Origin of the sequence: Delftia sp. 11MD (genome assembly GCF_050907895.1) — a bacterium.
In the GTDB taxonomy this organism is placed as follows: Bacteria; Pseudomonadota; Gammaproteobacteria; order Burkholderiales; family Burkholderiaceae_C; genus Comamonas; species Comamonas tsuruhatensis.
The window spans coordinates 1157426-1169895 of record NZ_CP194333.1 but is presented as its reverse complement, the minus strand read 5'-3'; the positions used below and the strand labels follow the sequence as shown (position 1 = coordinate 1169895).

The following is a 12470-nucleotide window of genomic DNA, read 5'->3' as shown; positions in this document are numbered from 1 at the left end:
CCCCTGAGGCGCTGCGCGCCTTCCCCCTCTCTGCCCGCTTCGCGGGGGAGGGGACGACAGCTTCGCGGCGGGGCGGCCCTTGCTCGCTGTCTCCGACTTTGGAGTGCGCCAGTTTCATGCGCCACGCTTTGTCAGCACCGTTGCCTATAGCCCGCTGGGCGCGCCGGTTCCATGGGGGAACCTACAATGAGGCCCCGAGAGACTGACCACACCATGAATCCTGCTGCGCCGGCTGGCGATGCCGCCCCCACTTCCTCCCTGATCGATCCCAAGCTGGCCATGGGCTGGATGCACACGGCGCGCTTTTTGACGACGGCTGCGCAGTTGCACCATCTTCCCAAGGTCGATGTGCCCGAGATCGCGTTCGTGGGCCGCTCCAACGCCGGCAAGTCCACCTGCATCAACACGCTGACGCAACAAAAGCAGCTGGCCTTCGCCTCCAAGAAGCCTGGCCGCACGCAGCACATCAACCTGTTTTCCCTGGGCAAGCAGGGCGTGACCGACGCCGTGCTGGCCGACCTGCCCGGCTACGGCTATGCCGCCGTCTCGCGCACGGACAAGCAGCGCTGGCAGCGCGTGATGCTGAACTATCTGGTCAGCCGCGAGAGCCTGTCGGCCATCGTGCTGCTGTGCGATCCGCGCCTGGGCCTGACGGAGCTGGACGAAGCCCTGCTCGACGCCATGCGCCCGCGCGTGCAGGAAGGCCTGAAATTCCTCGTGCTGCTGACCAAGGCCGACAAGCTCACGCGTGCCGAGCAGGCCAAGGTGCTGTCCATCACGCGGCTCAACGCCGGTGGTGGCGAAGTGCGCATGTTCTCCGCGCTCAAGAAGCAGGGCGTGGACGAGGTGGCCCAGCTGCTGTGGCACTGGAGTCATCCCGAAGGCCTGAATCCGCCGGCGGCCACGGACGGGCCCGCCGACGTCGCGAACGTCGCAACTGCGACGCCCGCCGCGACCGACAGCCCCCAAGATTAGCGCCTGGAGGCGCTCGTGTAGCCAGCGCCCCGCAAGGAGCGCAACATGGTGACCACCTGCATTCGCGAGCTGCCTCACGGCATCTATCTGCACTGCCGCGTCAGTGGCGAACCCGGCCAGCCACTGCTGCTGTTCCTGCACGGCTTTCCTGAAGGCAGCTTCATCTGGGAAGGCATGCTGGAGCAGTTCGGCACGCAATGGCGTTGCGTCGCCCCCGATCTGCGGGGCTTTGGCCGTTCCAGCCAGCCGGCCGGCGTGGAGCAGTACAAGGCCAAGCACCTGCTGCAGGATCTGGCGGCGCTGATCGCCATCGAAAGCCCTGGCGCACCCGCAGCCTGCGTGATCGCCCACGACTGGGGCGGTGCCCTGGCCTGGGGCCTGGCCAACCGCCATCCCGGGCTGATGCAGCGGCTGATGATCCTCAACGCCCCGCATCCGGGCGCCTTTCTGCGCGAACTGCTGCACAACCCCGTGCAACAGGCCGCAAGCCAGTACATGCATTTTCTGCGCCGACCTGATGCGCCCGCCCTGCTGGCCGCGAACGACTGGCAGCGCATGCTGGGCTTTTTCCGCACGCCGCAGGGCGAGTTGCCCGGATGGCTCACGCCGCAGTTGCAGCAGCGCTACCGCGAGCACTGGGACCTGGGCGTGCAAGGCTCCTGCCACTACTACGGCGCCAGTCCCCTGGTGCCGCCCCGGCCCGAAGATCCGGCCTCAGCCGACGCACTGCGCAACCTGAGGCTGCCGCCCGAGATGCTGGACATCGGCGTGCCCACGCATGTGCTCTGGGGCGACAGCGACCCCGCGCTGCAGCCTGCCCTGGTCGAAGGTCTGGAGCCGTGGGTGCCGCGCCTGACGGTGCAGCACCTGGCCGGCACCTCGCACTGGGTCGTGCACGAGCAGCCCGATGCGGTGCGGCAAGCGCTGGAGCAGTTCCTGTCCCGCCCCCTTCAGTAGACCGAAGGCTCGCCTTCGGGCCGGGTCTTGAAGCGCCTGTGCACCCAGTAGTACTGGTCGGGCATGGTGCGGATGGCCGCCTCCAGCTCACGGTTCATGCGGGCCGTATCGGCCTCGACATCGTCGGTGGGGAAATCCGTCCAGGCCGGGGTGATCTCGGCCACATAGCCCGTGGGCGTCATGCGCGTGTACATGCCCAGCACCTTGGCCCGGCCCAGGCGCGCGAAGCGCGACAGCGAGGGAATGGTGGCCGCGTTCACGCCGAAGAAAGGCACGAAGACCGAGTCGTTGCGACCGAAGTCCATGTCGGGCAAAAGGTACAGCAAACCGCCCTTGCGCAGGCTGGAGATGATGGGCTTGACCCCGTCGGCGCGGTTGAGCATGCGCACGTCGCCAAAGCGCTGGCGCCCCGACATGAACCACTCATCGACCGCCGGGTCCGGATGGGTGGAGAAGATCGAGGTGAAGGGCCGCGTGGTGTGCAGCGGCAAGGCCAGCCCGCCCGCGTCCATGCTGTAGAAATGCGGCGCGAACAGGATGGTCGGGGTGTCGCCATCGAGCTCATGCACGGCACCCTGCAGCTTCACGCGCTCGGCCACCACCTCGCGCGGCGCCGCCCACAGCCAGCTGCGGTCCAGCCAGGTCTGGCAAAAGACGATGAAGTTGCGGCGCGCCAGATCCACGCGCTGCGCCTCGGTCAGCTCGGGAAAGCACATCGCCAGATTGCGCAGCGCCACCTTGCGGCGCGGCGCGGCCAGCACGAACAGCAGCCGCCCCAGAAACGCACCCAGCCCCCGCAACCACGGCAGCGGCATCCACGCCAGCGACCGCATCAGCCACACGCCGATGCGCCCGCTCATGCACCCACCTCGTCGGCAGCTGATTCACGGCGCGGCTGCTTGTAGCGCGCATAGCCCCACAGGTACTGCTGCGGGCATTGGCGGATGGTGTGTTCCATCGCCTCGTTGATCTGCTGCACCGCAGCTTCCAGATTCTCGGACAAGGGCACGGGCAACTCCTCAAGATACAGCGCATAGCCCCGCCCCCAGGACAAGCGCTCACAACGGGCCACGATCACCGCGGCCCCCGTCTGCAACGCCAGGCGCGCCGCCAGCGTCATCGTATAGGCATCACGGCCGAAGAACGGCGACCAGACGCCCTGCCCCTCGGGCGGAACCTGGTCGGGCAGCAGCCCCACGGCCATGCCCTTGCGCAACGCCTTGATCATCTGGCGCACGCCAGCCAGCGTGGTCGGCACGGCCTGCACGCCGGGGCGGTTGCGCGCCGTCTCCATGACGCGGGCCAGCCAGGGCTGGCGCGCGGGGCGGTAGAGAATGGTGATCTCGCCATGCTCGGCCGACCATTGCCGTGCCGCATGCTGCACCGACAGCTCGAAGCAGCCCAGGTGGGGCGTCAGAAAGATGATTCCGCGCCCGGCAGCGTAGGCCCGGCGCACGCATTCCTCGTTGTGCATCTGGCAGCTCGGCTGCCTGCCCATCCACATGCGCGGCAGCTCCGCCACCATGCGCCCCGCGTGCCCCACGGCCGGCGCCACGGCGCCGAAGCCGTAGCCGGCCTGGCGGGCATTGGCCAGAAAGCGGCGCCGGTACGTGCCGGAGGCCACGAAAGCCACCCAGCCGATGAGCGCGCCAAGGGGGTGCAATAGCCACAAAGGCAGTGCAGCAAACAGTCGGAACAAGGAAGGCATTAAAATGTGCGGGTCGCTGAGTTAACTGAGCAACTTGCAGAGCGACGTAAAACAAGTCTGCTAAAGCGTTCGCCAGGGCTCCTGCAGCTTGGGCAACGCCCATCAAAAAAAGCTGCAACCAAGGAGTTTATTCACATGGCGAACGATTTTCTTTTCACCTCGGAATCCGTCTCTGAAGGCCATCCGGACAAGGTGGCCGACCAGATCTCTGACGCGATCCTGGACGCCATTTTCGCCCAAGACCCGTACAGCCGCGTGGCGGCCGAGACACTGACCAACACGGGCCTGGTGGTTTTGGCAGGTGAGATCACCACGGGCGCCAACGTCGACTACATCCAGGTCGCACGCGACACCATCAAGCGCATCGGCTACGACAACACCGACTACGGCATCGATTACAAGGGCTGCGCCGTGCTCGTGGCCTACGACAAGCAGAGCCAGGACATCGCCCAGGGCGTGGACAAGGCCAGCGATGACGAGCTCAACACCGGCGCCGGCGACCAGGGCCTGATGTTCGGCTACGCCTGCGACGAGACACCCGAGCTGATGCCCGCGCCCATCTACTACGCGCACCGCCTCGTCGAGCGCCAGGCCCAGCTGCGCAAGGACGGCCGCCTGCCCTTCCTGCGTCCTGACGCCAAGAGCCAGGTGACCATGCGCTACGTGGACGGCAAGCCCCACAGCATCGACACCGTGGTGCTGTCCACCCAGCACAGCCCCGACCAGTCGGAATCGGCCACCAGGATGAAGTCCAGCTTCACCGAAGCCATCATCGAGGAAATCATCAAGCCCGTGCTGCCCTCCGAGTGGCTGCAGGACACCAAGTACCTGATCAACCCCACGGGCCGCTTCGTCGTGGGCGGCCCCCAGGGTGACTGCGGCCTGACCGGCCGCAAGATCATCGTCGACACCTACGGCGGTGCCTGCCCCCATGGCGGCGGCGCCTTCAGCGGCAAAGACCCAACCAAGGTGGACCGCAGCGCCGCCTACGCCGCGCGCTACGTGGCCAAGAACATCGTGGCCGCCGGCCTGGCGCGCCAGTGCCAGATCCAGGTGGCCTACGCCATCGGCGTGGCACGCCCGATGAACATCACGGTCTACACCGAAGGCACGGGCGTCATCCCCGACGCCGAGATCGCCAAGCTGGTGGCCGCCCACTTCGACCTGCGTCCCAAGGGCATCATCCAGATGCTGGACCTGCTGCGCCCGATCTACAGCAAGACCGCTGCCTATGGCCACTTCGGCCGTGAAGAGCCCGAGTTCACCTGGGAGCGGACGGACAAGGCAGCGGCGCTGCGTGCTGCGGCTGGCCTGTAAGCAAAATGCCAGGGGCGTTCACGCCCATCTGATGGCCTCCCGGCCCCATGCCGCGCCTGACGCAGCATGGGGCTTTTTTCATCTCGGTCCTTCTCACAACACTCACGTCAAACCGGCGCAGCAGGCTGCGGTAGCGGGTTGCTCGGCTGGTAAACTGCCTGCGCTCTTCCCGAGAGCGGCCATTTCCCGGCCCACCATTTCAAGTTCCGCCACATCCGAGACAAGTCAAGAAGCAATGGCTGCCCCCTCCAAAGCGATTTACTGGTTCAGTGCCCTTCTTTTGCTGGCCATATTGGGGGTGTATCTGCCCGGCCTGAACAACGGGCTGCTGTTCGACGATATGCGTCTGACGGATGGAACGATTTTCGGCAACTATGGCAGCCTGTTGGACTTCAAGCAGCGCACGCTGTCGTATGGCAGCTTCGTCTGGATCGAACAGATTTTCGGAGACGGCTGGTGGAAGCAGCGCGTCTTCAATATCGCCTTGCATCTCGCGACCGTGGCGGCTCTCTATGCATTGTTCAAGGCACTGCTGACACAGACGCGCTTTCCGCACGACATCGAGGAGCAACCCCACTTCCACGCGTCGCGCGATGCAGCCCTGCAACTGGGCTTGGTCCTTTTCGCGCTCAACCCTGTCGCGGTCTACGCCGTTGGATACCTGGTGCAGCGATCCATCGTCATGGCAACCCTCTTTGCCGTTATGGCATGCTGGGCCTTTGTGCGCGGGCTTCAGGGCGGGCGAGTCCTCTGGCATATCGCGGCATTGATCTGCTATGTGCTCGCCATCCTGTCCAAGGAGCATGCCTTTCTGACGGTCGCCATGGTGGTGCCGCTCTATATCTTTGTGCAGCGCCCCGGCCTGAAGGCTGCCATGGTCATTGTGGGAATGGCCTTGCTGCTGCTGGCCGTTGCCTCGGCGGCAGTCTTTCATTTCTTCGGCAGTCTGGTGGGCCAGATTTTCGACGAGCAATCCCAAGGCTATGCAAGGCAATTGGAAGCCCTTCGGCCCGGGATCACCTCACAGATCTATCCCCTGAGCATCCTCAATGAAGCGGCCCTGTTTTTTGCCTATGGCTTTCTGTGGATCGTTCCCTATGTGGGCTGGATGTCCATCGACCTGAGACCGGCATTTCCTCTCGGCTTCGGCTCGATCTGGCACCTAGCCGGCGCGCTCGGTTACCTGGCCCTGCTGGCCTGCTCAATCTGGGCCGTGCTTAGGCGTCCCGGTGTCATTGGCTTGGTCGCGCTCTGCCTCCTGTTTCCCCTGCTCTGGTATGCGACCGAATTCGCCACGGTCTGGCTGCAGGACCCCTTCGTTCTGTATCGCAGCTATCTGTGGGCCGTGGCCATCCCGGGATTGGCGGCCATTGCGCTGACGGGGGTCAAACCACGCGCCATCTACATCGTCGGCATCGTCATCGGCATGGTGTTCGGGGCATTGGCCTTCGAGCGTGTGCTCTCTCTTCAGGACGCGGGCACCTCCTGGGCCGATGCCGCCGAAAAAATCGATAAAAAGGCCCCGGCCAATGCCGTGGGACGCGGTCGTGCCTTCCTCAACGTCGGAACGGCACACGCCGACAAGGGCATGCTCGACCAGGCGCTGCAGGACTTCGCCACAGCCAACGCCCTTGGCGACCTGGGAGGCAACGCGCTGTTCAACATGGGTGCCGTGCTTTCTCAGCAGAAGAAATTCTCAGAAGCCCTGAATGCCTTTGCCGCAGCCCAGGCCAAGGGATTCAAGGGCCAGGCCTTGCACTACCAAAAGGCCGAAGCGTTGATGGCTACAGGCCAGTTGCGCGCTGCCTTCGAAGAGTACTCACGCGCCTTGGGCGAGCCCACTGAAGACAGTGCCAACGCCAAGCAAATGGAGCAGACCCTGCGCCTGAAACGCGCAGAGGCGGCCATAGGTGTGCAGCAATACAAAGTTGCAGCTGACGACTTCCGAACTCTGCTGCAGACCTCGCCAAACGCCCCTCGCCTGATCGTCGGATTGGGGCTGGCCCTTGTCGGCCAGGGTGATAGTGCGCAAGCCAAAGACCTGCTGGAACCACTGGTTGCTCGCAGCCCCAGCGCGCCCGCTTTCTACGGGCGTGCAATGGCCTATCACGGCCTGGGCAACCTGCCGGAAGCACTGAAGAGTCTGGACCAGGCAATACGCCTGGAGCCGCAGAATCCGCAGTACCGCCAGGTCCGCAATCAACTGAGCCCGGCTACCGCAAAGCCTCAGACGGCAAAGTAGGCGCTGTCCGCCATGGCCCTGCGCATACTCCACGTCGGCAAATTCTTCCCTCCCTACCGGGGCGGCATGGAAGTCTTTCTGGCCGACCTGATACACGAGCAACGACGCCAGGGTGTCGATGCCCATGCCCTGGTCCATGGTGATCCGGAGCCGGATGATCCCGCCTGGCTGGAACGCGTGCCCGTTCAATTCAATCTGGTCTATGCCCCCATGGCCATGGGATTCCGGCGCGCACTGGGCCGCGCCATCGAACGCATTCAGCCCGACGTACTGCACCTGCATCTGCCCAACAACTCGGCACTTTGGGCACTGACCCTGCCCATCGCGCGGCGCGTGCCCTGGGTCATCCACTGGCACTCCGATGTGGTGGTGTCCAACATCAAGTGGTCCGTGGCATTGGCCTACATGCTGTACCGGCCGTTCGAGCAGGCCTTGCTGGAACGCGCCCAACAGGTATTCGCAACGTCGCCGCCCTATCTTGAGGCCAGCAATGCCCTGCGTACCTGGCGCAGCAAATGCGAGATCGTTCCGCTGGGCCTGAACCTCGAAACCATTCCTGTACCAGCACCGCTGCAGCACGGCCAAGGCTGGCGCCCCGACACCCGGCTGCGCCTGTTGTCCATCGGTCGGTTGACCTACTACAAAGGCTTCGAAACCTTGATCCGAGCTGTCTCGGCCATGCCTGGCGTGGAGTTGCTGATTGCGGGAGAAGGCGAGCTGCGTGCATCCCTTGAAGAGTTGATACGCCAATGCACTCCTGAGGGCAGACAGGCCAGTGTGCGACTGGTGGGCGCGGTGTCGGACGAGGAAAAACATGCCTTGTTTGCAGGGTGCGACATCTTCTGTCTAGCTTCGCGTGAGCGCACTGAGGCCTTTGGCATTGTGCTGCTGGAGGCCATGCTGCACCAACGTCCCTGCATCGTGACCGATCTTCCCGGTTCAGGTATGCCCTGGGTAGTTGCGCAGGCCCGCTGTGGGCTGCACGTGCCTTTTGAAGACATTGACGCTTGGCGCAGCGCCATCGCCCGACTGCAGCATGACGGTGCGCTGCGCGAACGACTGAGCCGCAGTGGCCCCAAGGCCTTGCAACGCTATTTCGGCATTGGGGCCTGCGAACGCGCCATGGCCCGGCACTACCGCTCGATGGCGCCCGGTCTAGTGCCGGAGCGCACAGTCGAGGAAACAGGACGCCATCTCATGGTGGTGATTTCCACGCGCAACCACGAAGCGAGCATCACCGAGCTTGTGCACCGAGTGCACTCGCTGGTGGATGCCACTGTTGTCGTGGTCGACAACCGCAGCACTGATGCCACCTGTCACCTTGCCGAACAAAGTGGTGCGCAGGTCATACGCCCCCTGCTAGCCATGACCACCTGGGGCAGCCTGCAAACCGGCATACGCCATGCATTGGCCCAAGGCTATGAGACGGTGATCACCATCGATGCCGATGGACGCTACGAAGCCGAGGAAATACCGACACTACTCTCTGCCAAAGGGACTGCCGATGTGGTGGTGGGCTACTTCGAAGCCCGCCACAGCCGGGTGCGGCGCATGGCTTGGCAATGGTTCCGTTGGGTCACCGGCTTTGCGTTGCGCGACTTTGTTTCAGGCTTTCGCGTCTACAACCGCAGCGCCATGCGCGTCGCAGCTTCGGCCGATGCAACGCTGCTCGACTACCAGGATATCGGTACACTCTTGCTTATGCGCCGCGCACAGTTGCGAATAGCCGAGGTAGCTCTGCCCCTTCACACCGCCAAACAAGACCGCTCTAAAATGTTCCAGTCCTGGACCAATGCATTGCGTTATGTGGCGGTGTCCAGCTTGCTGGGGCTGGCGCATCTTGGCTCAGGCAAAGCCTCTCGGTGAGAACTTTCATCATTGAGCCTCCATCCCCAGTTCCGCGCGCATGCGCTGTACAAAGCGCGATTCCGTGAACCTCTGGGCCGATGCAATACAGGCGGCAGACATCCGCGCACCCCTCGCCTGCTCCACCTCAGCAACAGCGGCCACAACGGCATCGGACGTAGGCGGGTCTGCTATGAGAAATCCGGTCTCACCGGCTGTCACGGTCTCAAGCAATCCTCCTTGTGCGACGCCTATAACTGGCTTGCCTGCAGCCATGGCCTCCACGGGTGACATGCCGAAATCCTCATCCACAGGCAAATAGAGCACAGCCCGGGCTTCGCCAACCCAGCGGCGCAGTGCCTCATCTGTCTGCCAGCCGGTGAACACAATATTCTCCGCCCCCTGAGCCAAGGCCTTCAGTCGCTCCAGATCCGGGCCGCCCGATAGCACAACCAGCTTGTGCTGGGGCATGCGAGTGAAAGCACTGACGATGACATCTACACGTTTGTTGGGCACAAGGCGTGCGGTTGAAAGATAGTAGCCCTTGTCGCCGAGAGGTCTGAAGTGCTGCGTGGCTACGGGCGGATATACCACCTCGGATTCCAGTCCCGTGTGGTGCTTCAGCCTCTGACGAATGTTTTCAGAGTTCACAAGGATGCGATCCATCTGTCCGATGGCTGCTTCATACCGGCAGCGGAACCATCGCACGAACAGCGCAAACAAGGGACGTACCACCACGGGGTACTGGGCTAACGTGCTTTCATAAAGATCGTAGGCATAGCGAGGAACGGTGTGGCAGTAATAAATGCGCTGCCCACTGCGCTGTTGCCAGACAGCCAGTGGGGAATAAAACCCGCTGTACACCACTTGTTGTGCATCCCGCAGGCATCGAGCCCGGAATCGAAAGCACCACATGCTTTCAAGAACGCGCGGCAACACAGACGACCACCCCCCACGCAACTCCCTCACAGGTACGGGCGAGGCATCCAGCAAGGGTTGAGCCTGCGCATAGCAGCGGCTCACCAAGGTTTCAAAGCCAGGTAGCGCCTGGGCAAGGGTCAGGGTGACACGCTCCGCGCCTCCGGCGACCTGCATGAAGTCGTACAGCAAAAAGTGCTTGTTGTCGGTCTCGGTCATGCCAGCAATGTATCCAGACGCTCCAACATCGCCTGCGCACGCGAGTGCCAAGCGTTCTCCTGAACAAACTTCACGGTGTCATCCGGGGAGAGCGTGGACGCCTGGAGCCGGGCTTCCCGTATTGCCTGGGCGAAGTCTTTTGGTCCGTTGCCAAAGCATGCCCATCCTGCCATTCCCCCCCTCAATGCGCCCAAATCCGTGCAGGCCACGCCCAGTCCCGCCGCAATGTACTCATAGAATTTCAAAGGCCGCTCCACATAGCGCATGCGCCCCTGGGGATCGCAAAAAGGTATCAGCCCGACTTCGTAGGATGGCAGGACTTGCGCCAGACGCTCCCGCGAGAGGCCTCCTCGCCAATGCAGATTTGGAGGATCACCGGGCCGAGATGCACCACCCGGCCCATAGATATCGAAACTCCAGTCCGGCATCAGTGCCGCGACCTCGCACAGCAGTGCCCTGTCAAACCAGGCCGTCATTGCACCTACATAGACAGCACTGCATTCGCGGCGCGGAGATCTTCGGCTTTCAGCAGGCATCAACAACCCCGCATCCACGCCATTGGGCAGGCATAGGACAGGCAACCGTGGGTTGAGTTGGTGCGAGTAATCCTGCAACGGGCCGGAAACGGCCCACACCTCGCTGAATACCGGCCCCCGCAAGGTCGAAACCATCGCCTCGATGGCAACCGGATGCAAGTCCCCTGCAAACCCCTGGGGCCAGTCATTGAGGCGGCAGACATGCACGCGTGCCGCGATCTGAGGCGCAAGCAGCATATTGGGAGCCACATCCGTCAGGCATACATCAAAGCGCGTGCGGCGCAGGCTTGCCGGCAGCAGGAGTCCGTAGCAGCGTGCCTGCCATGCCATCCGCAGGAAAAGGCGATGCGCAGGGAAGAGTGCCTTCGCACTCCACTCAGTCAGCCCCGGCGCTATCTCTGAAGCGCCCTTGCCCACCCATGCCCGCAACAGGCGCGCATGCCGTTTGCGCCCCACCAGGTCAAAGGGCGAGGAGAGCGTCGGGAGATAGTCTACCTGCCAACCTGCAGCGGCCAGCGCCTGGGCCAGATACTGCGTCCCCACCTTGGGGCCACCGTCAATGAAAGACTGAGTCCCCAGAACAAGTGCCCTCATATCAGTAAACTCCCTGTCCCGCACCGAAGGGATCGCAGCCGGCAGCTTCTCCTGCCAGCAATGCGCGCACTTCGCCACACAGCCAGTCCCTTGTTGCGACAGCATTGAAGCGCAAGCCCGCCTTGCCGGACTGCTGCTTCATGCGATGGATCTGCGCACTGGTCAGCGCATTCAGCACGGACGCAAGAGCTCGCGGCTCGAAGCTAGGGGCAACCACACCACAACCCAAGGCCTGAACGAGGGCTTTCATCTCAGGAGAAGGGCCAATCGCAATCGCCAGACGGGCCTGCATGAATTCGAAGAATTTATTGGGCAGTGCGTGGCGGTAATTGAAATTTGATGGTGGCAAGAGGAATAGGCCGATGTCATATCCGTTGCTGCGCAGAGCGATCTCAGGCATGGCAACAGGAGGAACAAAGCGAATTCGGTCCTGCCCCTCGGCCTGGCGCCGCAACCACGCCATGTAAGCAGGGTCATGCTCCATCAGCATCAGATCAAGGTGGAAACGCCCATCCAGATGCTTCACCAAGTCGATCATGCCTTCGATTTTGCGCGACGCAATGGCCGCACCATGATGGATCATGTGGATTCGGTCTTCGCGCACGGGCTGCACGGGCAGGTCGACAGGCTCGGGGCAATTGGGCATAACCGAAACCGGCACGCCATACGTCTTGCTGTATTCCTGCGCTATCCCCGAGCATACCGTGCTCATGCGTGCCAGCCTTGGCAGGTCACGTCGGCATATCGCATCGAAAAAAGGACCCAGCAAGAGGCGCCAGGCGATCCGATCCTCGAACTCGCGTGGTGCATATTCGTGCGCATCCAGCCAGACAGGTGCGCCAGCTGCCAGGCGCAGCGCCGCAGGCAAGCTCATGGCATCGTTGGCCAGCACAAGGTCGAAATGGGTTTCGTGCAGATGGCGCGCAGCCTTCATTAACGCGCGAATCTGTGCATGGCGCCAGTAGTAGCGGTCATGCAAGCGCGCTGCAAGCAAGAATGCATTGGACAACGTGGAGACCGCCCCACCATGTTCCTGTGCAATGGGCGTAAACGCATGCACGCCTACCGGCTTCATTCCAAAGCCCAGCGCATGCAACTCGTGGTCCTGCCCCAGGGCCCGGATCTGGCGCATGACGCGCGGATCCGATTCGAGACTGGA

Annotated in this window: 10 protein-coding genes; 5 read left to right on the top strand and 5 right to left on the bottom strand. The window is 63.1% G+C overall.

Annotated elements, in window-relative coordinates; translation table 11 throughout:
• Positions 1-213 precede the first annotated feature (213 nt).
• Positions 214-975: a ribosome biogenesis GTP-binding protein YihA/YsxC gene (gene yihA / locus ACRSCF_RS05265; RefSeq protein WP_017403957.1), complete on the top strand. Its 762-nt coding sequence runs from the start codon at positions 214-216 to the stop codon at positions 973-975.
• Between the two features lie 45 nt (positions 976-1020).
• Positions 1021-1932 (top strand): alpha/beta fold hydrolase, encoded by a 912-nt coding sequence (locus ACRSCF_RS05260; RefSeq protein WP_151019605.1) that lies wholly within the window; start codon positions 1021-1023, stop codon positions 1930-1932.
• On the opposite strand, the gene ACRSCF_RS05255 is transcribed toward ACRSCF_RS05260, so the two are convergent.
• Together ACRSCF_RS05255 and ACRSCF_RS05250 are read right to left on the bottom strand one after the other, a co-directional pair.
• Positions 1926-2792: a lysophospholipid acyltransferase family protein gene (locus tag ACRSCF_RS05255; RefSeq protein ID WP_017403955.1), complete on the bottom strand. Its 867-nt coding sequence runs from the start codon at positions 2790-2792 to the stop codon at positions 1926-1928. The genes ACRSCF_RS05260 and ACRSCF_RS05255 overlap by 7 nt on opposite strands.
• On the bottom strand, positions 2789-3640 hold the full coding sequence (locus tag ACRSCF_RS05250; RefSeq protein WP_151019606.1) for a lysophospholipid acyltransferase family protein: 852 nt from the start codon (positions 3638-3640) through the stop codon (positions 2789-2791). Before ACRSCF_RS05250 ends, ACRSCF_RS05255 begins: the two co-directional genes overlap by 4 nt.
• A 135-nt stretch (positions 3641-3775) precedes the next feature.
• Between ACRSCF_RS05250 and metK the strand changes: the two genes are divergently transcribed.
• The 3 genes from metK to ACRSCF_RS05235 all read left to right on the top strand — a co-directional run bounded on the left by metK (position 3776) and on the right by ACRSCF_RS05235 (position 9065).
• The gene (metK, locus tag ACRSCF_RS05245; protein WP_017403953.1) at positions 3776-4957 is read left to right on the top strand and encodes a methionine adenosyltransferase; all 1182 of its coding nucleotides are present in this window, start codon (positions 3776-3778) and stop codon (positions 4955-4957) included.
• Positions 4958-5192: 235 nt separating this feature from the next.
• Positions 5193-7199: a tetratricopeptide repeat protein gene (locus tag ACRSCF_RS05240; protein ID WP_151019607.1), complete on the top strand. Its 2007-nt coding sequence runs from the start codon at positions 5193-5195 to the stop codon at positions 7197-7199.
• Between the two features lie 12 nt (positions 7200-7211).
• Positions 7212-9065 carry a glycosyltransferase gene (locus ACRSCF_RS05235; RefSeq protein ID WP_432675257.1) on the top strand — a complete coding sequence of 618 codons (1854 nt, stop codon included), beginning with the start codon at positions 7212-7214 and terminating at the stop codon, positions 9063-9065.
• A 9-nt stretch (positions 9066-9074) separates the two neighbouring features.
• Here ACRSCF_RS05235 and ACRSCF_RS05230 read toward each other — a convergent pair whose 3' ends face one another.
• The 3 genes from ACRSCF_RS05230 to ACRSCF_RS05220 are packed head-to-tail and all read right to left on the bottom strand — an operon-like array spanning position 9075 to position 12443.
• A complete protein-coding gene (locus ACRSCF_RS05230; protein WP_034364852.1) occupies positions 9075-10181 on the bottom strand; it encodes a glycosyltransferase in 1107 nt (368 codons plus the stop codon).
• On the bottom strand, positions 10178-11311 hold the full coding sequence (locus ACRSCF_RS05225; RefSeq protein WP_034364878.1) for a hypothetical protein: 1134 nt from the start codon (positions 11309-11311) through the stop codon (positions 10178-10180). Before ACRSCF_RS05225 ends, ACRSCF_RS05230 begins: the two co-directional genes overlap by 4 nt.
• A 1-nt stretch (position 11312) precedes the next feature.
• The gene (locus tag ACRSCF_RS05220; RefSeq protein WP_324622992.1) at positions 11313-12443 is read right to left on the bottom strand and encodes a glycosyltransferase; all 1131 of its coding nucleotides are present in this window, start codon (positions 12441-12443) and stop codon (positions 11313-11315) included.
• Positions 12444-12470: the final 27 nt, after the last annotated feature.

Excerpts from the sequence above, each read along its gene's own strand:
- yihA (WP_017403957.1), top strand. The coding sequence starts at position 214 with ATGAATCCTGCTGCGCCGGCTGGCGATGCCGCCCCCACTTCCTCCCTG.
- ACRSCF_RS05250 (WP_151019606.1), bottom strand. The coding sequence starts at position 3,640 with ATGCCTTCCTTGTTCCGACTGTTTGCTGCACTGCCTTTGTGGCTATTG.
- ACRSCF_RS05260 (WP_151019605.1), top strand. The coding sequence starts at position 1,021 with ATGGTGACCACCTGCATTCGCGAGCTGCCTCACGGCATCTATCTGCAC.
- ACRSCF_RS05230 (WP_034364852.1), bottom strand. The coding sequence starts at position 10,181 with ATGACCGAGACCGACAACAAGCACTTTTTGCTGTACGACTTCATGCAG.
- ACRSCF_RS05220 (WP_324622992.1), bottom strand. The coding sequence starts at position 12,443 with ATGCGCCAGATCCGGGCCCTGGGGCAGGACCACGAGTTGCATGCGCTG.
- ACRSCF_RS05255 (WP_017403955.1), bottom strand. The coding sequence starts at position 2,792 with ATGAGCGGGCGCATCGGCGTGTGGCTGATGCGGTCGCTGGCGTGGATG.
- ACRSCF_RS05225 (WP_034364878.1), bottom strand. The coding sequence starts at position 11,311 with ATGAGGGCACTTGTTCTGGGGACTCAGTCTTTCATTGACGGTGGCCCC.
- ACRSCF_RS05240 (WP_151019607.1), top strand. The coding sequence starts at position 5,193 with ATGGCTGCCCCCTCCAAAGCGATTTACTGGTTCAGTGCCCTTCTTTTG.
- metK (WP_017403953.1), top strand. The coding sequence starts at position 3,776 with ATGGCGAACGATTTTCTTTTCACCTCGGAATCCGTCTCTGAAGGCCAT.
- ACRSCF_RS05235 (WP_432675257.1), top strand. The coding sequence starts at position 7,212 with ATGGCCCTGCGCATACTCCACGTCGGCAAATTCTTCCCTCCCTACCGG.